Source organism: Clostridia bacterium, assembly GCA_035561135.1.
GTDB lineage: Bacteria > Acidobacteriota > Terriglobia > Terriglobales > Acidobacteriaceae > DATMYA01.
In genome coordinates, this window is the sequence record DATMYA010000085.1 from 1 (window position 1) to 26945 (window position 26945).

Consider the following 26945-nt stretch of genomic DNA (forward strand, 5'->3'; position numbering starts at 1 on the left):
AGGTTACCTAAGTACCTTGACGATAGGTTACCAGTGTCACAGAATTACGTTCAATCAATTGTTCGCGGATTCGTAGTTCATTTGCAGTCCCGCGCTTTTCAGTCCGTAAGCATCCTTGGGCCGCAACGGAGGTCCTGATAAGGCGGTAGGAATGCCCCTCGTCTTAACCGAATATCTGCGACGTATGCGTGGCGGATCCCAGAGCCATTTGATGCGCGCAGAGGACGGCAAAGTCTACGTCGTTAAATTCCAAGGAAATCCGCAAGGGACCCACGTACTTTTCAATGAACTCTTTGCTGCACGGCTAGCTCAGAGACTCGGCCTCCCTACCGCGAACACTTGCGTGGTGCAACTTCCAGACACCCTGGCTGCCGACGACCGCTTACACTTTGAACTCGCCTCAGGTAAACAACAAATCCAACCTGGTCTTCACCTCGGTTCTGAAATAGTGCTTTCCACAATGCAGGGCCGTATATACGATATTCTCCCCATTACGCAATTTTGCAAACTGCGGAACGCGAGTGACCTTTTCGGCATCCTAGCGTTTGATAAGTGGGTCTGTAACATTGATGACAGACAATGTGTCTACTGGAGGCGCTCAGCAGACAAGAAATTCTCTATGACGTTCATTGATAACGGGCATTGCTTTGGCGGCCCAAATTGGATTTTTCGGGACGATCCGTTCAGGGGCATGTGTCGAAATCTTGATGTTTATCCCGAGATCCGTGGGTGGGATTGTTTTGAGCCTTGGTTGTGCCGTATAGAAGCGCTCAGTTCGGACGATTTGTGCGAGATCGCAAGTGAGATTCCGCCAGACTGGCACGACGAGAATCCCGTTTCTGTGCAGACGATCCTGAGTACTCTTCTGGAACGCCGCAGTCGAGTTCCAGAGCTGATTCGCGAGTTCCAGCGGGTCTGCGGTGCTAGGCTCAAGAGCGTGCAGTACTTGCCGATACACTCAAGATATGACGAAAGCTCAGTCGATCATGGGAGAACGGACGAGATGCAAGTACGTCTGTCTCAGCTACCAGCGTGACATCACGTCAGGCAGCTCTGTCCCTATTGCTGTCGTTTTGGTGGAAGAGCACCCTGGTAACTTCGCTTCCATTCGCGCAATCAGTGACTGGTCCACGGTCCTGGAGCATGACCCTGAGGCTGATCTAGAGTATCTGGTTAGTTTCATGGATCAACTCGCCAAGCAATTAAAACGCTCAGAGCCGCTCCTGATTGAGCAGCTTGCCGATTCCCTTTCAAACACCTTATGCTCGACTCCTCTCAAGCATTGCCTCTCCGAAAATCCCGAAGCTACACTCGAAAGTCTCGCAAGCGAGTTTTTTACCCAATCCAAGTAACTGACGTGCCGCATTCTCCGCACACGGGATCATACGGAACTTCTACTTGTTGACCATGAACTTGTCTGGCAGAACGCAGCCGCTCGCCGACTAATGTTGGACGCGTGAGTTACTTCCGGCCACGAAGAATAGACAAACCGACGTCGCGGGCGGCCACACGCTCGCGTCGTCGGTTTCGCATCAGCTACGCGGTTGTGACCTTCTGCATGTACTGAGCGATGTCAACGTTCCATCCGAGTTCCTTCTCGATGGCCGCCTTGAGCGCCGCTGCTGAGTCCGGTTCTCCGTGGACCAGGTGCGTCACTTCGGGCTGCTTCTTGAAGGTGCGGAGCCATTCCAGCAGCTCCGGCGTGTCGGCGTGATCGCTGAATTGTTCCAGTGCCGCAGTTTGCGCCCGCACGGGAACGATCTGTCCGAAGATCTTTACGGTTAGTGCGCCGTCCTTGATCTGGCGTCCGCGCGTTCCGACAGCCTGGAACCCGATGAACAGGACGAGGTTGCGTGGATCGGGCAGTCGCTGGAGCAGGTGATGCTGGATGCGTCCGCCCATGCACATGCCGTTCGACGAAACGATGACGCACGGTACGCGATGTTCGTTGATCTTCTTCGACTGCTCGGCCGTGATGGCGAATGAGAAGCCGGGCCACTCGAGTGGCGAGCCGTATTTCGCAATCAACTGATTCGTTTCATCGCTGAATTCTTCCGTGTGCTTGAGGAAAATCCTTACCGCCTGGATCGCCATGGGGCTGTCGGCGAAGACCGGCACACGCGGAATCATGCCTTGTTCCATCAATTCCTTGAGGAGGAACAGGAACTTCTGCGTGCGCTCGACGGCGAATGCCGGCACGACGACGCTGCCGCCGCGCTTGACGGTGTTGCTGATGAGTTGCGCCAGGCGCGGACGGGAATCTTCATGCGGATGCGTGCGGTTCCCGTAGGTGGACTCCATCACGAGCACGTCGGGCGACTCGCCCTCGGTTGGCCCGGAGTGAATAACCTTGCCGGGCGAGATGCCCTGGTTGCGAACCCGTCCGATATCGCCGGTGAAGAGCAGTTTGCGCGTCTGACCGTCGGCACGGACGGTGACCTCCGTCATGGCCGCACCGAGAATGTGCGCCGATCGCACAAAGCGGAAGCTAATTTCCGGACTCAGTTGGACGGTCTTGCCGAAGTCCACGGGCGTGAAGTGTTCGAGGCACTCGCGCGCTTCATCGAAGGTGTAAAGAGGCAACGCGGGAACGTGCTTCGATGATTTCCTCTTGTTGTGGAACTCGGCGTCTTCTTCCTGCAGGTGTCCGCTATCCGGCAGCAGAATGCCGCAGAGATCCACGGTAGCCGGTGTGGCATAAATGCGTCCGCGGAAACCCTCTTTCACCAGTTTGGGAACCCACCCGGAGTGATCGAGGTGCGCGTGCGTAAGCACGACGGCTTCGATGTCCCTGGCCGAAATTGGCGTCTCACGCCAGTTCCTTTCGCGCCACTCTTTGGGGCCCTGGAACATGCCGCAGTCTATGAGTGCCTGATATCCCTGTTTTCCGATGCCGTCCGAGGAAGTATTGACGAGGTGTTTGGAGCCCGAGACCGTACCAGCCGCGCCCAGGAATTGAATGTAACTCACCGGTTCGCCTTTCTCCGGACGCAGAGCGCGCGACCGGAAACCACTTGTGCTTGAAATCTAGGCTAGTTGTAGACCCGCGCGGCGCGCCGTGCAAGCTCAGAAGATCACTGCGAAGGCGCTGAGGTCTGTATCTTGAAGGTGTTGTTGTCCACGTTCATCTCCGGCACGCTGCCGTCATTCACGACGACTTCAATTGGTTCCTGTGGAAAAGGTATGCGTACGACACCTCTTCCCTTCGCGGGAACGCGCACCCTCGCCATGCGCTCGCCGCCCTTGCCGCGCACCAGCACCGGCACTTCGGCGGTTGCCGTGCCGATGTTCTCAACCGTCACAGTCACCGTGTAGGTCTTCAGCAGCGTTGCGCGAGCGTAGGCGGACTCGATGCGGAAGTCCGGCAAACCCTTGTCGCGATAGACCCAGTCGTCGAAAAACCACTCCAGGTCGCGCTTGGGCTGGCCAGCAAGAGCGGGAGCTTCCAGCAGAGACTGCACGTAGCCGGGTTGCAGGTCCTGATCAGCACGGTAGGCAGCGAAAGCACGTTTCAGCGCGTCATCGCCCACCAGGTCACGAAGCATCACCCAGACGAAGGCCGCTTTGCTTCGGTAGAAAAGCTCGTCGTTCGTGGACGCCAACGGTTGCGGCTGCATTTGGCCCTGATTCGCCGCATCAGCGGGTGCCAGTGCAGCCTTCTCCACCTGAACCAGCTGCGGCTGGAACTGGTCGAGATAGCGAAGCGACTCCGCCCTGCCCGCTTGCTGTTCGCGTGTGACGACCTGCATTAAATGTGCCGTGCCTTCTTGTATCCAGCTTCGATTTGACACGAAAGATGTGTGTACGAGTTGGTGCGCAACGGTGAGTTGCAGCCCTGCGGGGTCCATCTGGCGCAATGGCGTAAACAGAAATGCCCCCGTATCGAACGGAGCAGTAGTTAGATCGGGAAGCTCGATGATGCGAAGCTTTTCCCGCTGCGGCCCAAACCAGTCGATGATCGCCGGAGCTTGCTTCTCGGCCGCGACAGCGTAGTCGCGCGCCAGCGAAGTATGTTCCGCGAGATGGCTGATGCTGACCGCCGGACGCTCTAGCGACTGGAATGCCGCGATCACAAATGTCGGGACATGCGCCGCCAGTCCGCGAAAGGTAAGCTTCGTCGCTCCCGCTTGCCCATCTGCCACGGCATCGGCGTTGCTGGCGACACTCACTCCCGGCCGGGGTGCGATGGCAACTTCGAGCACCGTACTGCCGTGCCGGTGTTTCCAGGCTGCAAGCGCGTCGAAAACCGCGGTGCCGTCGCTCAAACTGACGGCGTCCATCGAAACCGGAAACCACGTCACGTAGCCGACGGAACGTACGGCCGTGAAAGTTTCGCCGATTTGATCCCAATCACTGCGGGTTGCAAGTTCTTCCGGCGTGCCTATGCGCGTAAGCCTGGTCGAGACGCGAGGCACGGCTCCACCGTATTCGAGATCGAGCGTCGCCGTGGCGCGGGGAGCGATGGGCTCTGGCAGCGTGACAATCGCTTCCGACAAACTTCCGGCGTGGTCAATGTCTGACGTGTATTCCTGCCCCAGCCATTGCAAGGCATTGCCGCCAACCGTTATCGATTGCCATGCCAGCGTCGATGAGATTTGGAGCACGACCTGGCGCTGTGCAACGTTTGAGTCGTTCCGTACAGTGACCTTCCCCCTTACCTCCATGCCCTGCTTCGCCGGATCGAGAACGACGTGCAGATCGTAATGGGTAAAGGTGAACGCCTGGCGATCGACGGCCCACGCCGCCTGTGTGCAGCAGGCAAACAGGACAACGGCGGCGAGCAGGCGGGCTTTCACGATGCGGAAGCAGGCGCGAGCGCTCATTTCTTCTCTTTGCTTTTCTTTGCTCCCGTGCGGCGCTGGCGTCCCACTTCATACATCACGATGCCGCCGGCAACCGAGACGTTCAGCGAGGAAACCTGTCCTGCCATTGGCAGCGAGATGAGCATGTCGCACTTCTTGCGGACGAGTTCGTGCAGGCCCTTGCCTTCAGCACCCACCACGAGCGCGCAATCCATGTTGTAGTCCACCTCGTCGTAGCTCTGGGTAGCGCGTTCGTCCAGGCCTACGGTCCACACGTTGCGGTCTTTAAGTTCCTCAAGCGTGCGTGCGATGTTGACCACGCGGGCTACGGAGATGTGCTCCGAGGCACCGGCCGAGGCTTTCACGACTGCGCCGGTGACTCCGGCTGCACGGCGCTCGGGAATGATGACACCGTCAACGCCCGCACCGTCCGCCGAGCGCAACAGCGCGCCGAGGTTGTGAGGATCTTCAACGCCGTCGAGCACGAGCAGGAACGCGTACTTGCCGGCCTTGTTTTCCAGCATCTGGTCCACATCCGCGTACTTCTTGCGGGATGTGACGGCCATAACTCCCTGGTGGCCGCTGGTCTGCGTGGTGCGGTCGATCTCCTCGCGCGGAACGAATCGCACCGACACGCCGGAAGCGCGGCAGTCGTCGATGATCCTCTGCACGCGTGGATCGGTGCGGTCGCGTGATACGGCAACATAGTCGAAATTCCGTTCGCGAGATTTCAGCGCCTCGCTGACGGAGTGGATTCCATATATGACGTCGCTCATTGGTACTCTAGTTTACGTCAGATGGCCTCTGCAGTCCGCATTGCGCAACAACCAGATCGCACAGACCACTCCGGTGATGATATGTACGTTGCTTTGTTACACTGATCGCAAGTCGTGTCCCGTCACCTTCTCACCTTGGACGGCGTTTCCGGAGGTCCCAATCTTGCAGCGTGGAGCGGTATACATTATCTCCGCTGTACGAACGCCCATCGGCAAATTCGGCGGCTCGCTCGCGAAGATGACAGCCGCGGATATGGGCGTCGTAGCCGCAACGGCTGCCATCGAACGCGCCGGAGTGGAACCAGCGCAGATCGAGCAGACCATTTTCGGCAACGCTCGTCAGGCTGGGGGCGGTCCCAACCCCGCACGGCAGATTTCAATCGGCAGCAACATTCCGGAAACCGTGCCGGCTTTCACGGTGAACATGGCTTGCGCAAGCGGCATGAAGGCGATTGCGCTCGGCTATGACGAAATCGCGAACGGAACTCTGCAATGCGTCCTGACCGGCGGCACCGAATCTATGTCGCGCTTGCCCTACTATCTTGACGGGGCGCGCTGGGGTTATCGGCTCGGCAACCAGGAACTGGTGGACGGAATGTATCGCGACGGGTTCTTCTGCCCGATGTCGAAACTGCTCATGGGTGAGACTGCCGAAGTCCTGGCCCAGCAATACGCCATAACGCGCGAGGAACAGGACAAGTTCGCCCTCTGTTCACAGCAGCGCGCGGAGCACGCTATCAACACTGGCCGCTTCGATGAAGAGGTCGTAGCTGTAACGTTTGAGACCAAGAACGGCGTGTTCACGCTCTCACGCGATGAGCATCCGTTTGCGGGCTCCAGCCTGGAGAAACTGGCCAAACTGCCACCGGTGTTTTCGGAGACCGGCACCATCAGCGCGGGAAATTCCAGCGGTATTACCGACGGCGCAGCCGCTATCGTCCTCGCCTCCGAAGGGTTCGTGCGCGAGCACGATCTGAGGCCGCTGGCGCGCATCGTGGCCGCGACCTCCGCGGGGGTGAATCCGCGCATCATGGGGCTCGGGCCCGTACCGGCGATCAGAAAGCTCAAAGAGAAATGCGGCCTCAAGCTGAATGACTTTGATCTTGTCGAACTGAACGAAGCATTCGCCGCGCAGGTGCTCGCCTGCGATCGAGAACTGCACTTCGACCACGAGCGCCTGAACGTAAACGGAGGCGCGATCGCGCTCGGACATCCCATTGGCTGCACCGGCACGCGAATCACCGTCACGCTGTTGCACGAAATGCTGAAGCGCGGATCCAGACGCGGCCTGGCGACTCTATGCGTAAGCGGCGGCCTTGGCATGGCGCTGGCAGTGGAAAGCTGCTGAGTAAGAGGCTGAACTGCTGAGCCATCCGAGGTATATGAAGTAGGTCGCTGAAGCACGTCGCGGCTCTCCACTCTGGTCCGCTCTTTTCCACAACGTACCTTGCCGCTATACTCGTTTGACCAACAGAAGGTGAAGAGCATGGCGTTATCGGTTGTCATCGTGGACGACGAGCAGCTTGCACGCGACGAACTCGCGTACCTGCTAACTTCCGTAACCGATGTTGACGTAGTGGCGCAGGGTAAGAACGGCGTAGAGGCCGTCAACATTATCCGCGAGTTTTCGCCGGATGTCGTATTCCTTGACGTGCAGATGCCGGGCCTCGATGGCTTCGGTGTCATCAAGAAGCTGCTCGACCGCAAGGTTCCGATGCCGCAGATCGTCTTCACTACCGCTTTCGACCAATACGCCGTTAAGGCGTTTGAAGTGAATGTCGTCGATTACCTGCTGAAGCCAATCGACAAGAAGCGCGTGGAACTCGCCATTGAGAAGGCGCGCAAGAACCTGGAGCCGGCCGCGTCTCCGAATGACAAGTTGGAGACGCTGGTTCGAATGCTCGAACAGCAGAAGCCTCAGACATCGAAGGTTCTGCTCAAGGCGGGCGGGCGTCTTTTCCTGGTGGACCAGAAGGACATCTGCTATGCCTCCATCGAAGACGGCGTCATCACGGTTGTCGCTCACTCCATGGAAGGGCAGTCGAATTGCCGTACGCTCGAAGAGCTGTTGGCGTCATTGGACCCCGCACTCTTCTGGCGTGCACACCGCTCCTATCTGGTGAACATCAACCGGATTAAGGAAGTAGTGCCGTGGTTCAAGAGTTCCTACCAGATTCGCATGGACGACCGTAAGCAGACCGAAATCCCCGTGAGCCGCGCGCAGACCAGGCGTCTCCGCGACCTCTTCGGGCTGTAGTAGCGCTTGCAGTCATACGAGCGCGTAACTCGCATCACTGCCGCAATCCGCTGATGCGGATTCACTGCACTATTCGTGATACAAATCTCGTCTCCCCCTGAATTGAGGCGCTATGCGTTCGAAGGCCTTGTGTGTCGCACTTCTGGTGTCTCTGCTAGTTTTGTTCTCTGCTCCGCCCTGCAGGTCGCAGGAGAAGTTGACAGTGGAAGACTTGGTGGCGCGGCATCTGGAATCGATCGGTTCAGCGAAGCAGCGCAGCGACGCAAAATCGCGCACGGCCGAGGGGCGCGCCAAAGTGGATTCCATTCTCGCGGCCAGCACACACCTGGAAGGCCAGGCTGCAATGTTCTCCTCCGGCAGAAAATCTAAGACCGTCATTCGCTTCGGCGCACGGGACTACCCTGGCGAACAGTTTGTGTTCGATGGCTCCACGATCAAGGTGGCCTTGACTGGCGTAAACACCCGGTCCTCACTTGGCGACTTTGTCAATCGCGAGCAGGCATTGCTCAAAGAAGGGCTGCTCGGCGGATCGCTATTCACATCCTGGGCGTTGCTCGACCTGCCTGGGCGGAAAGCACAGTTGAGGTATGAGGGGTTAAAGAAGGTGGATGGCCGCGAATTGCATCGGCTGGACTACATTCCGAAGAAGTCTGGCGATGCCTCAATCCATCTCTATTTCGAGCAGGATACGTTCCGGCATGTAAAAACCGAATACCTGTTGCGAGTCGATGCGCCGATGGGCAGGGCATCGATAGCTGGCAGGGAGTCGCTGGCCAGCCGGCAAACTGTGCACACGGAGGCGACGAAGTTTCGGCTGGAGGAATGGTTCGACGATTTCCGGCAGATTGATGCACTTACGCTGCCGGTGCACTGGCGGCTTCGTATGACGATCGAGCCGGCGGCAACCGCTATGCTTGAGTGGGACATCAAGCTCGCTCAGATCGCGACCAATCCGCCGGTCGACGAAAAGTCCATTTTCTAAGTCTTCCTTCTTAATCTCCGCGGGGCAGCCTGCGCTCACACCGGCTGCCCAGTTTTCCTCCCTCACTCCCCCATCTCAGAGATGCCCTGGCGGCTGTATAATTCTGCTTTCCGACCATCATGAAAGCTTACGTGTACGTTTCGCTGAAGAAGAGCGTGCTTGACCCTCAGGGCAAGACAATTCAGGGCGCGCTAACGAAAATGGGCTACAAGGGCGTTGGTGACATCCGCCAGGGAAAGTACTTCGAACTGACCCTCGACGGCAGTCTCGAGCGCGACAAGGCCCGAGCAGAGATCGAGCGCATTGCGCGCGAGGTTCTCACCAACCCCGTCATAGAGGATTTCCGCTACACGATTGAGGAGTAGCCGAATCCACGAGCAAAATCCTGAGAATCGGGACGGCCCCACGGGCAATCTAATGAAGCGGGTATGAAGCGGGTACTTACCCACGAATCTCCGAAACAAAGCGTTCGTGCCGTCCGGTACGAACGCAACAGGGGGAGTTCCAAGTGTGCGGAATTGTTGGTTACGTAGGTAAGAAGCGCGTCGTCCCCGTCATCCTCGATGGACTGAAACGGCTTGAATATCGCGGCTATGACTCTGCCGGGATCGCCGTCGCCGGGAACGGCGCCGGTCTACAGATTCGCCGCGCAGAGGGAAAGCTCCGCAACCTGGAAGAGGTAATCCGCCTCAAGCCGCTCGACGGCACGTATGGCATTGGCCACACACGCTGGGCCACGCACGGGCGTCCGACGGAAGAGAACGCGCATCCGCACCGCGATTGCAGCGGCAAGATCGTGGTGGTGCACAACGGCATCGTCGAAAACTACATGCAGCTCAAGAAGAAGCTGCGCGAAGAAGGCCACAAGTTCTCGACCGAAACCGACACCGAAGTTATCGCCCACCTGGTCGAGAAGTACCTCATCACAGACAACGGCGATCACAAGGTCACGCTCGAAGAAGCGGTGCGCAAGACCGTCCGTCAGCTAACGGGCGTCTTCGCACTGGCGGTCATCTTCGTCGATGACCCGAACAAGATCGTGGCGGCACGCAATGGCCCTCCTGCTGTCATCGGCCTTGGCAAAGACGAGTACTTCGTCGCCTCCGACGTACCGGCGATCCTGTATCACACGCGCGATCTGTTTTTCCTCGGCGATGGCGACCTCGCGGTCATTACGCCTGAAGGCGTGCAGCTTACCGATTTCGACGGCAAGTCGATCACTCGCCAGGTGCAGCACATAACCTGGGACCCGATCATGGCGGAAAAGGGCGGCTTTAAGCACTTCATGCTCAAGGAGATTTATGAGCAGCCGCGCGCCGTGCGTGATACCTGGCTGGGCCGCCTATCGCAGGAGTCCGGCAAAGTTTTCCTCGAGGAAATGGAGATTACCGAGGCCGAGTTCAAGCAGGTGCGCAACATTCAAATAGCAGCCTGCGGAACCAGTTGGCATGCGGCGCTGGCCGGGAAGTTCATGATCGAGCGCCTCGCAAAGGTGCCCGTGGAAGTGGACTACGCCAGCGAGTATCGCTATCGCGACCCCATCACCGGACCCGATGAAATCGCGATGCTGATTACCCAGTCGGGCGAAACCGCCGACACCATCGCTGCGCAGCGGGAAGCGAAGGCGAAGGGCTGCAAGACGCTCGCGATCTGCAACGTCGTTGGCGCAATGATCGCCCGCGAAGCCGCCGGCACAATCTACACACACGCTGGCCCGGAAATCGGCGTCGCATCGTCCAAGGCGTTCACTGCCCAACTCACCGCTTTGTTCCTCTTCGCGCTTTACCTGGCCGAAGTTCGCGGCACTATCACGGCGGACCAGGCTCGCGAATACATCGCGGAACTCACGCTTATCCCCGGCAAGTTGGAAACACTGCTGACGCGCGAGGAAGACCTTGAAGATCTGGCGAAGGAGTTCAGTCGCGCCCAGGACTTCCTGTTCCTCGGACGCGGCATTCACTATCCGATCGCGCTTGAAGGCGCGCTCAAGCTGAAAGAAATCTCCTACATTCACGCCGAAGGTTATCCCGCGGGCGAAATGAAGCACGGCCCCAACGCGCTGATCGACGAGAACCTTCCGGTCGTCATCCTCGCGACCAAGGACGAGAACGATCCGAACTCTGTCTTGCGCTACGAGAAGACGATTTCAAATCTCAAGGAAGTGAAGGCTCGCTCCGGGCGCGTCATCGCAATCGCAACCGAAGGCGATGAAGAGATACGCGACTCGGCAGACCACGTGATCTACGTGCCGCAAGCGCCGGAGCTGTTATTGCCCATCCTGGAAATCGTGCCGCTGCAACTGCTGGCCTATCACATCGCAGTGCGCCGCGGATGCGACGTGGATCAACCGCGCAACCTGGCGAAGTCGGTGACCGTGGAATAGCACGGTGCGGGAAAATATTAGCTGGTAGTGGAGAGTCCGAATAGTGTGCTTAACTCTTGAATAGTTTTCTTAACTTTCGAATAGTTTCCTTAACTGCTGAACCCGACAAACTATCTCGGGTACTGGCAATCAAAGTTGGCTACTAGCCATCCTTCCTCCAACCTTTCTTAGATCGCTGGTCTAGGCCTAGTGGCCTTCTCACGGGAACTCCTGCGCCAGAGCCCAAAATACGAGCAGGTTGGCGCCGAAGAGCATCCGGTTGTCGAATATGTCGTTCTTCGCCACGCGCTGTTTGGCGTGGTCGGTCTTCTCTGGGTCCTCCAAATGCGAGGCTCCAACTTCGGCCGGGTCTCCTTACCAATCACGTCAACTCCAACTTCTGCTTCTTATTTTGCATGATCATTAACCGCACACACGGGGCAAAGATACTTACCTGGATTGTCAGACGATTCAACACGATCTTGCTTCGCGAATAGGTTGTAGCATTGCACACAGGGTTCCAGATTCCGAATAGTCCGGCACTGCATGCATATCGGTCTGAACCACGTGCCATCTACATCAATGTCGGGAGATCCGCAGTTCGTACACCCTTTGGTGGGGGAATTCGGTGTTGGGAACTGCGGGCGACTGTCGCGGGAATCCGCATTGTAGTAGGGCGGTTCGAAATCCCCCGATCTCAGTCTGCGGTAGACGTCATTCACAACAGGCCCTAGATCGTCATGGAGCCAGTCACGGAAAGGATGTGAACCTGAAAATCTCGACACCCTTGTCGCCCCAAGTATTTTTTATGTACTGCTCTGCTTCTTCATTGTGCCCCTGCTGCTCTCGATGATCAGGTCCTTTGGCGCCGTCGATGTAGCCATTGACCGCATTGAACAGGTCTTGATCGAACCGGTCACCCATTATGTATTTGGTGATTTTTTCGTGTTCACGCTTGATAAATGCAATCTTAGACAATGGCAATTTGTGTCCTCACCACGCCAGCTTTGGCCGGTTCTCGTTGCAATCTACCTCAGTTTTCGACTGCTGCTTTTACCCCCTGCGACGGCGCCCTTTGCGGCCTCCGGTTCAACGTAGTCGTCGCCCATCATCATTTTGTAATGCTCAAGATGTTTGGATTTATCGAAGATGGCCCGAAAGACTCGCAGGTAGCCTTTCGACCAATGCATCGTCGACTGTTTGGTGACTCTGTAACAGGTATACAGAGATTCACGTAATGTGGCTATCTTTGTCCAAATCTCAATTCGAGCCCTTGTCCAGTTGAGTTCGACCTTGATTGGCCAGTCTGCAACGCAGAGGTCTCGAGACAGCGATGAGTTGCGTTCCGAGTCTGGCAGAATCATCAGTGAAGCCGTGGCTTTCTGGCTGGCGCGGACAGATGACATGCCGCCAGAAACCAGCGAGCCAAGGCTCCTTGCGTGCGTTATTTCTCGTCATCGCATGTACTGACAACTCTGTCGTCATACGAAATATTCTGAGACGGCCGATAGCATTCGACGAGGGTACGACACAGACCACCCGTTGTTAATGTTCCGACATTCCTAGTGAAGAGAACTTTTCAAGGGGTACCGTTCGTGAACAGTCTGCCATACAATTTGGAAACTCACTATCCAGTTCAGTTGGTCCACCTCGACTTGCACCAACCACCTCGAGGTGTGATATGGAGCGCAATAGACGACTATTCTCATGAAGCTACCGTGCAAGTTATCAGAATGATTTCAGTTCCCGGTCCGAGACTTAGCTTCATAAACTTCTTGGCTGGGATTGGCAGAGAGTTTTCTTATCCGATTCACACTGCTGTTCTTCACCAATGTTTCCTTATCAACGATGCGGCCATGAAACTCGACGGGGTTGTTCTGCTTCTTGCGCGCCAGCAATGTCCTGACCACATCGAGAAAGCGCTCGGCGCTCTAATGGGCAGGGTACAAAAGCGCATCGCGGAAGGGTGGTTTACGCGGAGAATCAGTCTCGGTGGTAATCTGGCGCTACAATCACGAACAGACACAGACACAACTCGGCGGGCAGCACACCCGCCCAGATCCGGCAAGTGTTTTTCGAGCAAGCTTCCATGCGTCGCAAATCCCCAACTCACGTACGAACATTGCAGCATAATCACAGCACATTGACCGCTTGCTTTGGTCCCTATGGGGTGCTGCCACGCCCAACCATTCTGGTTTGGAGATCGGTGCGGTAGTTCTTCCTCGGTTCCGGGCAACGCATTGCTTCCCTCCCGCGCCTAATGGTCATTACCCATCCCATCGTATGCCGGGAGTTCAGTAGTGCTTGGACACTTTCCGCCACCTCAGCCACCTCATCCAGGTGAGTGGTTCTATAGCGTTTGCGGGAGATACAAAGATCGAATGGGAAGGTCGGACTGGGGCGTTTCAATAGACTTCTTCGGTCGACAAATGAAGGGTCTCGCTGTCGATTTCCCAAGAAGTCTCCAAGGCCGAGATTGATGGAGCAATTGAGACGCGGCCGGAAAGAGCAGCTCGAAAGTTGATCTGGCTTATTTCGCGATCGCGCGAGCAATTTCCAAGGCTTGAGCCTTAGGATGCTGCTTAAGAAAGCGACTGTTAAACCTGATTGGGAAACCCATCCTGCCGTCGCGAAGGCATTAACCGGGCAAAGTTGTGGCTGAAGTTGCGATAACCCGGCGCATGATTCGCCCAGCTGTGGGTATTAAGACTATGTAGTGGGTGCGAATGTGTCGCTGATGATACATGTTGGGATTCAGCCCAGATACATACTTAGCGGCGACAAACGTCGGAATATTTTGTCTCTTCGCAGAAACTGAACACGCTCCCCCGAGAACTTTCTCCGGGGGAAGTACTAGGATCCACTCCTCTTCGGTTCAGAGTCTTTCGTTTTTAACCTGGCTCGACGCGTGTCTAGTACCTTTAGCGCCTCGAAGACCTCTGTTCTCTTCCGAGGTTTCATTACGTCTAGTGCGCGCTCTCTAAATTGCCTTCTAAATGCTTTGAGCTGCCTGACGGTAATTGTTTCTTTGAGATTGATTCGGCATGTGAGCAGCGCGTAATCGCCCGGTTCCGGTTCACCTACCCACACTCTTCTCACGTCATCGGGATCCCTCCGTAACGTCACCGTCGCAGACTTCTCACCTCCTGATACTTTAGCTGCCGCGGACGCATAAGCATCCAGAATGGGTGATGATACTGGACTCCGTCAATCATCACGCCTTTTTCGCTTACCTTTCGCTCAACTGAGGGCATGAAATCAATTCGGACACGATCCTGAAATTCAGGATCTCTGAGACAATCGTGGAGTGCTCTTGTTTCAGGAACACTGCTCTCGAATAAGGTTGGCGCGCCGCGTGTCCGGTGGCCAGGTCGCCGCGTGGCGTCACGATATTCAGACATGGCGACGTGGTCGCGGCGGCGAACGACGCGGACACGTTCTCCTCGGCGGTGTCGGTCCATCGCATGGTGCCGAACTCCCTAAACCAGCCTGAGCACACCGCGTTTCGGGAGGCCATCGACTCTTTCTTCACGCCCGAGCGCATGGAAGCAATCGAACCGCGCGTCCAGAGAATCGCTCAGGAAATCGTTGCCGCTCTAGCGCGTGGCACTACGTTGGATGCCGTTAGTGAGATTGGGTACCCGCTTGCCGTACGCGGACAGGCCGACTGGCTGGGATGGCAGGGAATCGAAGACCAACTTCTCGCATGGATGGCTGAGAACTATTCTGCGACCCGTTCCGCCGACCGGTCACGAACGACCGCCATCGCCACCGCCTTCGACGAGATTGTTGCGGCACAGGTGCAACGCCGGCGGCAGATGGGCAGTGCCGCTCCGAAGGATCCTACGACCGAATTGCTCGGTATCGCCGTTAATGGAAGTCCATTGCCGGATGCCGACATCGTGTCGATCCTTCGCAACTGGACGGCGGGCGACCTCGGTTCCATAGCGGCGGCGCTTGGTGTCGTCGTGCATTTTCTTGCGACGCAACGCGAGGTGCAGGAGGAGCTTCGGGCACATCCTGCCGATGTGGCGGCCGGAATCGACGAGATGTTGCGGATCGACGACCCGTTCCTCGTTAGCCGTCGCGTGACCAAGGCCCAGGCCCGTGTGGACGGATTCGTGATCGAGCCTGGCACGCGAGTTTATCTGAACTGGACGTCGGCTAATCGCGATGAGACGGTGTTCGGCGACCCAGATGCCTATCAGCCTGAGGAACACGCGCAGCATAACTTGGTTTATGGCACCGGCATACACGTTTGCCCGGGTCGTCCGCTCGCAACGTTAGAACTGGTTGTGGCTGTACAGACGCTGCTGGGAATGACAGCCGGTGTCGAACTTGCGCCCGACGCCGAGGCCGTCCGAGAGACATACCCTTTGGGCGGCTGGCGGCGGATGCCCGGGCGGACAGGGTCTTCCTCCATACCATCGCATGGCAAGAGCACAACTGAAATCAAAATGGGGTGATTAAGATGGCCCACGGCGAACGTGCAAGTGCAAGGACGCAAGACCCACTGGATCCTGTTGAGTTGATCACGATTACTCCCATCGATCAAAAGCGGCGGGAGACCGCCCTGGACGAGACATTGGCGGAAACTCTCCCGTGCAGCGATCCACTCTCCTCGATCCCGAATCCGCTTGATACTTCGAAGTAAAGTATTGCGGACGCAATCGTGAGTTCAATTCGAGCGGGCTTGCTGGCTTCCACTCTTCACATGTTTTGACTTGTTGGATAAACTGGTCGCCCCACCGCAAATCCTAGCGAAAGTGGCCCCGACGCTCGATCAGCAGCCTTCGTCCCATCCTACCGACGAAGAAGTCTACGATAGCGAGCGAGAACAGGGCTTTCGTTTCGGTATCCCGAAATGGGTCTCATCATTACCGAGTTCGGAGGCTAGCTATAGGATATTGGGCACGGTGCCAGAGACCGCATCCATGAAGATATGCTGGGTGCAAGAGAAAGCCCGGGCGTTGTTCTGCCCGGGCGCAACGATAGCACCGCTACTGTGAGATCGTGAACGACACTGGCGCAGACGCCACTGCCGAACCCGGATTGATCACGGTTATGCTCGCCGTTCCAGCGGATGCGAGATCCGTTGCTGGAATTGCGACACTCAGATGTGTTGCATCGACGAAGTACGTTGTGCGGTCGGAACCGTTCCAACGGGCAAACGCTCCGGCAACAAAACCTGTGCCAGTTACCGTGAGGTACAGATTTCTGCTACCTGCAGCCAATTGGCTCGGCGTCACCGAAGCGACGTTCGGAATGCCATTCGCGACTCCAATTTGTGGGATGACGAATGGCCCACGCAGTATGAACAATTCGCCAGTTCCCGCCGACCCGGATGAACTCTGAGCCGTGAAGGCCAGTCCATCGCTCCCCCACCTGATCAGATTCTTTCCACTCTGAGTCGTCGGGACCGTTACGGAATCTGTCTGCCGGAACGTGCGCTGATCGAAAGCAAGAAGCGTGTTGTTCGATGAGCAGTAATAGTTAACACTCTGGGGGCAGCCCAAGAAGAAGCTGCGACCGAGCCATGCATCCGGTGCAACCGACCCGAAAGCAGAGAACTGGCCCAACATGGATGGTGGCGTCGTGGACGGATCCGCAACACCTCCGCCTCCACCAAAGACGAGTCCACGTGAAAGTTTGAACGAACCGCTGAATCCTCCTATGCCGTTCAAAGTGGAATTGTCCAGAGTGGCTAACCCACTGGCGCCAACAGTCCAGCGTGAGAACTCGGCACCAGAGGTATCCGAGTCATAGGAGTAGAGATGCGTACTGTCGCCGAATGCGACTGACGAACCTGTATACGGTCCGGTGAAGATCGCACGATGCGTGGCCGTCGAACCGCTGATGTCATAGATCCCGATACCCGTCCAGGATCCTGTATCGACTGCTAGGAGGTTGGCGTTACCAGGGGCGACGGCGAAGGTCCTCGGCTTGTAGGTGTCACCGTAACTGCTACTGCCAAGCGAGAAGCTGAAATCCGTCGTGTTCGTTGCTAGGTTAAATCGCGCAATCGAATTGCTTCCATCCAATCCGACAAACAAGTAGTTGCCGTCGTCGGAGAGCGCCAGTTGGTTCGGTTGACTGCCTATGTTGACCGGATTAGAGAGCGCCCCGGTGGCAGGGTCGATTGAGACGATACTGTTGCCCGTCACCTGCGTCGCGGTGCTCGGAACGCTCACGTAGATCTTGCGTCGGAACGGCTCATACGTGATCTGGTTCGCATCGAGATTGATCTGCCTGTAAATCATGAGCGGAATGCTCGCCGACGTACCTCCACCAGGCGAGGGCGAAGAGACTGATATCCACGCATAACCGAGATTGGTAATGTGCGAACTGTCAACCGTCGCTGTGAGCGTACTTCCGTCAGTGAACGTTGTTGGCAGCGCGTTTCCGTTCCACTGCACCGTGCTGGCCATGTTGAAGCCGCCGCCATTCACGGTTAGCGTGAATGTATCTGCGCCGACCGCCACCATCTTCGGGGAGATTGACGCAATCAGGGGCACGGGGTAATAGGGGTTACCTGTAGCTGTCACCGACGTAGTCGCCGAGTTGTTTGCAGGCGTTGGATCCCCTTCGGTTGCACTCACGGTCGTGGATGCAGCCAAGCTGCCGGCCGCATTTGGTATCACCGCCAGTTGCACCTGAACATTCGAGTTAGCGGCGACGCTGCCAAGGTTGCAGCGTGACACTACGCCGACCGAGCAAGTGCCTTGCGCTGGAGTTGCAGATAAAACCGTGACTTCCGCAGGCAAGCTAGTGATCAAGTCAATGTTGTTTGCGGCGTTTGGTCCATTGTTCGTGACCGTTGCCGTGTAGGTGAGGCTTGCACCTGTCGCTGCAGAGGCTGGAGCGCTAAGCGTGACGGCAACATCGGCCAGCGTTGCACTCGTGTCCTTAACGATGTTCGACTGCAGTACGTAGATCTGCGACTTGGTACGGAACGCCAGCCCCTGCTGTCCCCATCTGACCAGGGCACGTGGGTTCACGGAAGTGTCCAGTCCGGTAACCGGAATCGAGCCTGTCTTCACGAACGCGTTTGTATCAAATGCAAGTACCTCGCTGGAACTCGAGTAGCTGGAAGTGACGATGAAAGCTTTCCCGATCGTCGAATCCGGCGCGACTGCTCCACTCGCGACGGAGTTAGGTTGCGAATAGAAGGTTGAAACCAACGATCCGGTTTCGGCGTCCAGCATGGTGCCGTTGCTTGTATATACGCGGCCATTGTCGTACTTCAGACCGTTAGTGGTGACACTCTGACCAACTACAGTAGAGCTTGCAATGCCACTCGAGTCGATCGTCAGTACGGCGTATCCTGAGCCCCACCCGCTCGGGGAAGCCATTGTGTAAAGCTTGTTGCCCATCGAATTGAACGCGAGATAACCGCCGCCGGTATACGCATTCGCGCGTGCGACGCCTGAATCGAAAATCCTGATAGTCGCGTTCGGAAATGCCTGAGTGTAAACGGCCACAGCCTCGGGAGAACCAGGCATTACTGCCAAGTCCAGCGCCGTCGCAGGCGGGTTGTATACTCCTTGCCCACCTCCAAGTCCGAACTGGATGCCCGCGGTCATGGTGACCAGGTCGACTTTGCGAACTGCGCCCGCCCCGTTGATGCCGACCCACAGAACCTTACCGTCGCTCGAAAGAGCGAGTTTATTGGGCTCACTGCCGACATAGACGGAGTTCATCACATTGCCGGTCACCGGATCGACGCCCACGATACTGTTGCCCAAGCTTCCCGCAGTACTCGGCACCGAAGCATACAGCAGCTTCGACCACGCGCTATAGACGAGATCGTTGGACGGTAGCGGCAAGTACGTCGAGAAGACGAGTGCAGATGATGTGCCGCCTCCGCCCGGACCCGGATTCGTCACCGTGACGTTGTAAGTCCCGAGCTTTTGAAGCAGAGCCGCGCTTAAAGTCGCGCGAAGCTGGCCGCTGCTCAATGTCGTCGGTAACGGCTTTGAATCCCAGTAAGCCGTTGAAGCATTGGTAAAGCCGGTACCCATAAGTGTCAGATCGATACTCGCTGAACCTGCTGGAGCCGCGCGCGGAGACAGGGAGGAAAGCACCAGCACCGGGTTCGCGATCACACCGATTGCAACCGCAGCAGAAGTCACGCCGTCCGGGTTCGCGACTGTCACCTGTCCGGTTCCCAACTGCGTTAATGACGAGGCCGGAACCGCCGCCTGGATGTGCGTTGAGGTTCCGAACGTAGTAACGAGCGCCGCACCATTCCACTGGGCGACGCACCCCTGCTGGAAATTTCCACCGTAGATGTCAATGAGCGTGTCGCGAGATCCTACGTACAAATTCTGTGGGTGGATATCGGTGATCGCGATGTTGTCGATTCTGAAGTTCACCGGCGTGGAAGTCCCTCCGCCGGGGGCCGGACTCATCACCGTCACTTGCGCTGTTCCAGTAGTGGCTATGTCGGCGGGCATGATGGGCACGGTCAATTTCGTCGCGCTGACGTATTGAGTCGGCTTCGCGACACCATTCCACTGCACCGTCGATGTCGGAAAGAAGCCTGATCCTTGGACGGACAGTACGAACGAACCCGCTCCTGCCGTTGCAGCTGGCGGGTTAAGTGAGGAGATCGTCGGCACTGGATAGACGACCGCAACAGGCAATTCGGTCGTAGTGCCGCCGCCGGGAGCAGGATTCATTACTGATATCTGCAGTGTTGCAATCGCGGCGACATCGGCCGCGGTCGTCGCGAACCGAAGCTGCGTCGCGCCGACGTAAGTTGTCGCCCTTGGTGCGCCATTTACTTGCACTACGGAGTTCGCAGCAAATCCCGTTCCTGTCACGGTCAGCGTAGCAGGCGTGCCAGCACTCACACTGCCCTGGGATATGGATTGCAAGACCGGGACGGGATTGTTCACCGTTACTGTCGTTGCGGATGACGCGACGGAAGTCCCGCCGCCGGGAGCGGGATTCGTAACAATTATCTGAAGTGTGCCAGAACCGGAGAAGTCAGTGGTGGGTAGTGTCGCCTTCAATTGCGTTGAATTGACAAATGTCGTCACACGGCTCGCGCCATTCACATTTACAACCGACGAAGCATTGAAACCCGTCCCGGTGATGGTGACAGTCGTGTCCGGCTGGCCTGCGTTCGCCGTGGTCGGAGTAATGGCGGAAACGGTCGGTACCGGGTTGTTGATCGTGAATGATGCAGAGGCGGTGCCGCCTCCCGGCGCCGGGTTCGTGACTTTCACCTGAACCGTCGCAGCCGTCGCTGTATCTGCCTCAGTTAGTGAAACATTGATCTGGTTTGCACTCACGAGTGTTGAAGCGTGAGACGCCGAATTCCACTGAACGGTCGATGCCGCTATGAAGCCACTGCCGTTGATCGTCAGCGTTGTCGCACTCGAGCCGGCGATTACGGACATAGGTGATAAGGAGGAAATCTGCGGGGCGGTGTTCGACGGATCCGAGGGGGACCCTGATTGCGAGCCACCGCCGCCACCGCAGGACACAAAGAACAGAGTCATAAGAAGATACGACAGAAAGTAAGAGAGCTTTCTGCTTTGCATTGAGACCGCCCGGTACATGGTGAATTCAACGACGCCGCTCCAGTAGGCCTTGCGACCAGATTCGAGTTGGGGGTACTCAGAAAGCGGCGAATTAGTGTACGACGGGAACTCTCAACTAATGAACACAAAAATGGCGGGTGCATTTCTCAACAGCAATGACCCTTCTTTCGGGCAATCTCTGCGGGGGCAGCGGAATTTATCGTCTGCGGTTGCGGATAATCTCGCGGAGGCCATCCTTCAGATTGTGTCCGTATTATCGCTCTCTATCGGTACATCGTTCGCGCGGCTCTCCTTCGGTGGACTGCGACGTGTTCATGCCGGTCAGTCGGACTCGCACACATCCCCCGCTTGCGGCATTCAAACGGCTTGCGACTCCGTAACTTAGAAATGCGTTTCGAACTGCCATCCTTTGAAAAGGCGATGAGCTCCGTGTGGCACTCGAATTCTGATCCGGCCAGCAGAATCGGTCTGGGTAGCGTAACGTGAATGCGTACGTGCGGCTTCGACCCGAACGCGAGGAGATCCCGATGTTCCGATGTTTGTGTTGATGGCGCCATGAATGACACCGAAACCGCTACGATCGTTCCCGACCGCAACAACTTGATTTAAGACTGGGTGCGTTCGTTCAGTGGCCCCGAGTTTCCCCTGCCTACAGTACCCAGCCGCCGTCTTCTTTCGAAAAGGATATGAACAGAAGATACTTGCGACCTTGCTTCCATTGAAATCCAGCACGCTCGTGCCGTTTGCTTCGTAGACTCGAAACGTCTTCGGAACCGATCCGCGCAGGACCTCGTCGGTTCTCAACGTCTTATGAACTCTGCAAGTCCTTCTGAATCATCTTTGTCCCTAACAATATCCGTGCCAAACAGACTCGCTTTCACGAGCGCTTCTTCCGCAAAGAACTTCGCACACACCAAAACGCGGCTGGGGAGCGCGGCCTAACACCTGCGATACAAGCAAGAACTGAGAAGAAAGTCAGAGCGGCTAAATCCGGGGATCGAGCCGTGCAAAAGGAGACATGCCAAGATTGAAAATCAAGCCGAGACTGTACGCCTGGGCCGAAGGAAAATCCAGAGTATCGCGATTAACGGCGGCCAATTCAAAGCCTTCCTCTGGGTCGAGGAAGTCCAGAGCTAGGTAGCGAGCGCGAACAGGGCTTGTATTTCACTATTCTGGAATGGGAATCGCGCAGCGCCACTACCGCCTTCATTCCTGCTTAATGCCCCGCGCCGGGTGTCGTACTTGGTGTCCGGGTTCCGTTGCTAAGGAGAGCAAGTAGAAAGGGTATTTTTGGGACGAGTTAATGAAACTTTTTCGGCGTCTTGAGAGTTCCTGAAGACGGATGCCGCGCGAGAGTTAGAATATGGCACGTTTCGCTCCACATGCTGGCTCCGAATTAAAAGATTTAGCCTGGCCGAAGTTAAGGACACTATTTCGCCTCTCTAGGTAGTACTAGCCGCGGATAACACGGATGGATGCTGACTAAAGTCAGTCATTATCCCGACAACCCGCGGCTTTCGTTTGCCCTTAGTTTCGAAACGCTCTACTTCCCTGCCTTTAACTCGTTGTGCATCTTCGGTACCCACGCTGGCGGGCGGGTTCATTCTTCATCCGAAAGAGCGGGCATTCTCATTGCTGGCTCCAGCCCTGTACAATGAAAGCACACCACCGGAAAGTGAACTGAGCATTGGTCGAACGCGAACTGATCACCGCCAAGCTGAAGCTGTCGCTCCAGCTCTCGGAAAAGACAAAGCATCTCGAGTTTGAAATCCCCGCTTTGACAAGGTTTGACTTCGCACCCGGACAGTTCATCTCCGTGCGCGAGCCTAAGCCAGACGGGAAAGAGATCACGCGCGCGTATTCCCTCGCTTCACCTCCGCGGAACGACAACACCTTCGACCTCTGCCTGAACCGCGTGGATGAAGGCTTCATGTCCAACTATCTTTGCGACGTGCCGCCGGGAACCGCTGTCCATCTTCACGGCCCGCACGGACACTTCGTCCTGCGCGAACCCCGCCGTGACGCAGTTTTCATTGCAACCGGCACCGGAATCGCACCCTTCCGTGGCATGGTGCAGTGGCTCTTTGCGGATCCCTCGCGTCACCATGGACACCATTTCTGGCTCGTTTACGGCACCCGCTACGCTGATGACATCTACTATCGCGAAGAATTCGAACAGATCGCGGCCGCGAATCCCAACTTCCACTACATCGTTACGCTGAGCCGAGGGGATGACGCATGGGCCGGCGCGCGCGGGTACGTGCAGCACCACGTGCGCGAGATTGTGGATGGCAGCAAGGATATGGAAGCCTACATCTGCGGACTCAATGATATGGTGTCCGCGAATCGCGCCATGCTGAAAGACGAGCTTGGCTGGGATCGGAAGCAGATCGTTTACGAACGCTACGACTGAGCCGCCCTGCCCAGCAACAACCCCGTCCGGCGCCACATGTCCCAGATATCTGCATCCTAGCCTGTAAAATCGCATCTAAAACGTTGACAGCAATGCACTCAATTTCTATTATAATCGCGTAGTTAAGGCTAAGCTGGATTGTAAGTTGTTAAGCAGCAAAGCTTTATTTGGTATTCAACGCAGGAGGCAGGTTCAATGGGAAAGATTATCGGTATTGACCTTGGCACCACCAACTCGGTCGTAGCTGTCATGGAAGGCGGCGAATCCAAGGTTATCCCCAACGAGGAGGGTGGCCGCACTACCCCTTCTGTCGTTGGATTCACGAAGTCCGGCGAACGCCTAGTCGGCCAGGTTGCCAAGCGCCAGGCCATCACCAATCCCGAAAACACGGTTTATTCGATCAAGCGGTTTATGGGCCGCCGATTTGACGAAGTTAGCGAAGAAATGAAGATGGTGCCCTACAAGGTCGTGCAATCGGGCGATCACGTGGCCATTGTCGCGCAGGGAAAGGAGCACACGCCTCCGCAGGTTTCGGCCATGATTCTGCAAAAACTGAAGAAGTCGGCGGAAGACTACCTTGGCCAACCCGTCTCGGAAGCTGTCATCACCGTGCCCGCGTACTTCAACGACGCGCAGCGACAGGCCACGAAGGACGCCGGACGCATTGCCGGACTCGATGTCAAGCGCATCATCAACGAGCCTACCGCAGCCGCGCTCGCCTACGGTCTGGACAAGAAGAAGGATGAGACCATCGCCGTGTACGACTTCGGCGGTGGAACCTTCGACATCTCGATTCTTGAAGTTGGCGAAGGCGTAATCGAAGTGAAGTCCACGAATGGCGACACGCACCTTGGCGGTGACAACATCGACCAGCGAATCGTCGATTGGCTCGTGGAAGAGTTCAAAAAGGACGAAGGGCTGGACCTTCGCGGCAAGGGTAACGAAATGGCATTGCAGCGTCTGCGCGACGCCGCAGAGCGTGCCAAGATCGAGCTCTCCACCACGATGGAAACCGAGATCAATTTGCCGTTTATTACGGCCGACGCAACCGGGCCGAAGCATTTGGTGAAGCGTCTCACGCGCTCCAAGCTGGAAGAGATGGTGCGAGACATCGTTGAGCGCTCCATGGCTCCCTGCAGGCAGGCACTCAAAGACGCAGGCGTCACGCCCGACAAGATCGATGAGGTTGTCCTTGTTGGCGGGCAGACGCGCATGCCGGTAATCCAGAAGTTGGTAAAGGATCTCTTCGGCAAGGAACCTCACCGTGGCGTGAACCCGGACGAGGTTGTCGCAATCGGCGCGGCGCTACAGGGCGGTGTGCTCGGCGGCGAGGTGAAGGATCTGCTGCTGCTGGACGTTACTCCACTGACGCTCGCTATCGAAACGCTGGGTGGCGTGGCTACGCCGATGATCCCGCGCAACACCACGATTCCAACGAAGAAGACCGAAATCTTCTCCACCGCGGCCGATAACCAGAACTCGGTCGAGATCAACGTGTTGCAGGGTGAGCGCCCCATGGCCGCTCAAAATCGGACGCTCGGCAAGTTCCACCTGACGGGCATTCCGATGGCGCCGCGCGGCGTACCGCAGATCGAAGTCACTTTCGACATCGACGCGAACGGAATCCTCAACGTCATGGCCAAGGACACCGCCACGAACAAAGACCAGAAGATCACGATTACGTCGTCTTCCGGGCTTTCCAAGGACGAAGTCGACAAGATGGCCAAGGAAGCCGAAGCGCACGCGGCAGAAGACAAGACGAAGCGCGAAGAGATAGAGACCCGCAATCAGCTCGACGGCATGGTGTACCAGATCGAAAAGATGCTGCGCGAGAATGGCGACAAGATTTCCGGCTCCGAACGCGGCGACGTTGAGAACGCAATCGCTGACGCCAAGAAGGCACTGGAAGGCGGCGAACTCAGCGCCATGAATACGGCGCGCGATCGCTTGCAACAGGCCTCGCACAAGCTTGCGGAAGCCATGTACAAGCAGGCAGCTCCGCAGGGTGAACCGGCGGGCGCTTCCGGCGCTGCCGGCGCAGCCCAGGCCGACGCCTCCGGCGCTGCCGGCGGCGCGAAGAAAGACGAGGGCGTGATCGACGCCGAGTACGTTGACGTGGACGAAAAGAAGAACTAAGGGCAGGTGCCGGTGGCCAGTTGCCAGTGGGCAGCTCAAGACAGTCGGCTCACGTCACCAGTCAACATCGGCTATCCACGGAGGGGCGCCCGACGGTGCCCCTTCCGCGCATAATGCCGCGGTGATTACGGGCGGGGGTCAACCCTGTGCTGGGTCCGAAAACGGGTCTGGCAGGTGAGGTAAACGTAGTGCAATTCGAGGTAAACGGTACGACATACTTTTTGAACTTTGTTCCGGACGATGACAAGTGGTATCTCTTGTCTCCAACAAAGCAGGGATTTAAGCAGGTACCGGTGGTGGACGCCGATACGGCTCCGTTCTTTGGCCCAATGATTTTCGCCGATGAAGAACAGGGCACAATCATCAATTAATTCTGTGCGCACTGATTCGTAAGAATTACTGACGTGTAAGAACTGATTGTAAGAACTAATGTGCAAAATACGTACGCGTCGGATCGCCTTGATTGGCGTTCGGCGGCACTGAACCCGAGAACCGATCAATGGCAACGACGCAGACCAACAAAGATTATTACGCGATGCTCGGCGTCAAGAAGGACGCCTCCTCGGATGAGATACGGAAGGCGTTCCGAAAGCTTGCGCGCAAGTATCACCCGGACGTGAACCCGGGTAACAAGCAGGCGGAAGAAAAGTTCAAGCAGATATCCGAGGCCAATGACGTTCTCAGCGACCCGAAAAAGCGCAAGATCTACGACCAGGTCGGCTTCTACTCCGACAATATCGACCCGGCCACGGCTGAGGCTTACGCACGCGCGGGTGGCGGCAACGCCAACAGCGGTCCGGGATTTGGCGCGGGCGGGTTCGGTGGCTTTCCGGGCGGAGGCCCGTACGGCGCTGGTCGCCGTACTCAACATCAGGACATCCCAATCGACTTTGAGAACTTCGACTTCAGTCAGGCCGGACAGGCCGGCGGAGGCGGAGGCAGGGGCTTTCGCGATATCTTCTCCAGCATCTTCAGCGGTGGAGGCTTCACGACGGAACCGCAGGGCCCCACGCCCGGCAGCGATCTTGAGTACCAGGTACCCGTCAGTTTCTGGGACGCTATTCGCGGACGCGAACTGAGCTTTAACATTCAGCGACCAGACGCACGCGGCTCCATGCGCACCGATACAATCCGGGTCAATCTGAAGCCCGGAACCCGCGACGGCCAACGCATACGGCTTGCTGGACGCGGCAATCCCGGGCCGCGCGGCGGGCAACCCGGAGACCTCTACCTGATCGTCAAGATAGAGCCGCACCCGGTTTTCCATCGCGACGGCGATGACATTCACATCACTGTACCGGTCACCGTGACCGAAGCTGCGCTGGGCGCTAAGGCCGAAGTGCCCACCATCGACGGACGCGCACAATTGCGGATTCCGCCGGGCACGCAGAGCGGCCAAAAACTCCGCATGCGCGAAAAAGGCGTGAAGTCGCCAACTCTACAGGGCAAGACGGGTGACCAGATTGTCACCATCAAGGTCGTGGTCCCACAGGTACACGATGAGAAGTCGAAGGAGATACTGCGCGAATTGCAGAAGCTGAATCCGGAAGACCCGAGGACGGAGTTATTCAGAAACGTGTAAGAAGGATGTCAGAAGAGTCAAGCTGGCAAAAGGGATCCTTCGACTCGGGCTTGCGCCCTCGCTCAGGAAGACAATTTCAAGCTG

The 26945-nt window shown here is 57.0% G+C and carries 15 protein-coding genes and 1 pseudogene; 10 read left to right on the forward strand and 6 right to left on the reverse strand.

Annotated elements, in window-relative coordinates; genetic code table 11:
- Positions 1–1536: 1536 nt before the first annotated feature.
- The 3 genes from VN622_16680 to rlmB all read right to left on the reverse strand — a co-directional run bounded on the left by VN622_16680 (position 1537) and on the right by rlmB (position 5578).
- Positions 1537–2970 carry an MBL fold metallo-hydrolase gene (locus tag VN622_16680; GenBank protein HWR37500.1) on the reverse strand — a complete coding sequence of 478 codons (1434 nt, stop codon included), beginning with the start codon at positions 2968–2970 and terminating at the stop codon, positions 1537–1539.
- Between the two features lie 104 nt (positions 2971–3074).
- Positions 3075–4823 (reverse strand): hypothetical protein, encoded by a 1749-nt coding sequence (locus VN622_16685; protein HWR37501.1) that lies wholly within the window; start codon positions 4821–4823, stop codon positions 3075–3077.
- Positions 4820–5578, reverse strand: a complete 759-nt coding sequence (rlmB, locus tag VN622_16690; GenBank protein HWR37502.1) for a 23S rRNA (guanosine(2251)-2'-O)-methyltransferase RlmB — start codon at positions 5576–5578, stop codon at positions 4820–4822. The genes VN622_16685 and rlmB overlap by 4 nt, the downstream gene beginning before the upstream one ends.
- Before the next feature lie 163 nt (positions 5579–5741).
- On the opposite strand from rlmB, the gene VN622_16695 reads away from it, so the two are divergent.
- From VN622_16695 to glmS, 5 genes are all read left to right on the forward strand, one after another.
- The gene (locus VN622_16695) at positions 5742–6926 is read left to right on the forward strand and encodes a thiolase family protein (protein HWR37503.1); all 1185 of its coding nucleotides are present in this window, start codon (positions 5742–5744) and stop codon (positions 6924–6926) included.
- Between the two features lie 138 nt (positions 6927–7064).
- Positions 7065–7835, forward strand: coding sequence for a LytTR family DNA-binding domain-containing protein (locus VN622_16700; GenBank protein ID HWR37504.1), 771 nt, complete (start codon positions 7065–7067; stop codon positions 7833–7835).
- Between the two features lie 202 nt (positions 7836–8037).
- Positions 8038–8817, forward strand: coding sequence for a hypothetical protein (locus VN622_16705; protein HWR37505.1), 780 nt, complete (start codon positions 8038–8040; stop codon positions 8815–8817).
- A 119-nt stretch (positions 8818–8936) separates the two neighbouring features.
- Positions 8937–9182 (forward strand): phosphoribosylformylglycinamidine synthase subunit PurS, encoded by a 246-nt coding sequence (gene purS, locus VN622_16710; protein ID HWR37506.1) that lies wholly within the window; start codon positions 8937–8939, stop codon positions 9180–9182.
- A gap of 143 nt (positions 9183–9325) precedes the next feature.
- Positions 9326–11200, forward strand: a complete 1875-nt coding sequence (gene glmS / locus VN622_16715; protein ID HWR37507.1) for a glutamine--fructose-6-phosphate transaminase (isomerizing) — start codon at positions 9326–9328, stop codon at positions 11198–11200.
- Positions 11201–11404: 204 nt separating this feature from the next.
- Here glmS and VN622_16720 read toward each other — a convergent pair.
- A pseudogene (locus tag VN622_16720) lies at positions 11405–11597 on the reverse strand (site-specific DNA-methyltransferase).
- 332 nt (positions 11598–11929) lie between these two features.
- Positions 11930–12157 (reverse strand): hypothetical protein, encoded by a 228-nt coding sequence (locus VN622_16725; protein HWR37508.1) that lies wholly within the window; start codon positions 12155–12157, stop codon positions 11930–11932.
- Between the two features lie 2384 nt (positions 12158–14541).
- On the opposite strand from VN622_16725, the gene VN622_16730 reads away from it, so the two are divergent.
- Complete coding sequence (locus VN622_16730; protein ID HWR37509.1) at positions 14542–15645, forward strand: cytochrome P450; 1104 nt, start codon at positions 14542–14544, stop codon at positions 15643–15645.
- A 534-nt stretch (positions 15646–16179) separates the two neighbouring features.
- Here VN622_16730 and VN622_16735 read toward each other — a convergent pair.
- On the reverse strand, positions 16180–20748 hold the full coding sequence (locus VN622_16735; protein HWR37510.1) for an IPT/TIG domain-containing protein: 4569 nt from the start codon (positions 20746–20748) through the stop codon (positions 16180–16182).
- Between the two features lie 1669 nt (positions 20749–22417).
- Here VN622_16735 and VN622_16740 point away from each other — a divergent pair.
- The 4 genes from VN622_16740 (at position 22418) to VN622_16755 (ending at position 26861) form a co-directional block, all read left to right on the forward strand.
- The gene (locus VN622_16740) at positions 22418–23143 is read left to right on the forward strand and encodes an FAD-dependent oxidoreductase (GenBank protein ID HWR37511.1); all 726 of its coding nucleotides are present in this window, start codon (positions 22418–22420) and stop codon (positions 23141–23143) included.
- Between the two features lie 195 nt (positions 23144–23338).
- The gene (dnaK, locus tag VN622_16745; protein HWR37512.1) at positions 23339–25279 is read left to right on the forward strand and encodes a molecular chaperone DnaK; all 1941 of its coding nucleotides are present in this window, start codon (positions 23339–23341) and stop codon (positions 25277–25279) included.
- Between the two features lie 188 nt (positions 25280–25467).
- The gene (locus tag VN622_16750) at positions 25468–25650 is read left to right on the forward strand and encodes a hypothetical protein (protein HWR37513.1); all 183 of its coding nucleotides are present in this window, start codon (positions 25468–25470) and stop codon (positions 25648–25650) included.
- A 128-nt stretch (positions 25651–25778) separates the two neighbouring features.
- The gene (locus VN622_16755) at positions 25779–26861 is read left to right on the forward strand and encodes a J domain-containing protein (GenBank protein ID HWR37514.1); all 1083 of its coding nucleotides are present in this window, start codon (positions 25779–25781) and stop codon (positions 26859–26861) included.
- The last annotated feature ends 84 nt before the right edge of the window (positions 26862–26945 follow it).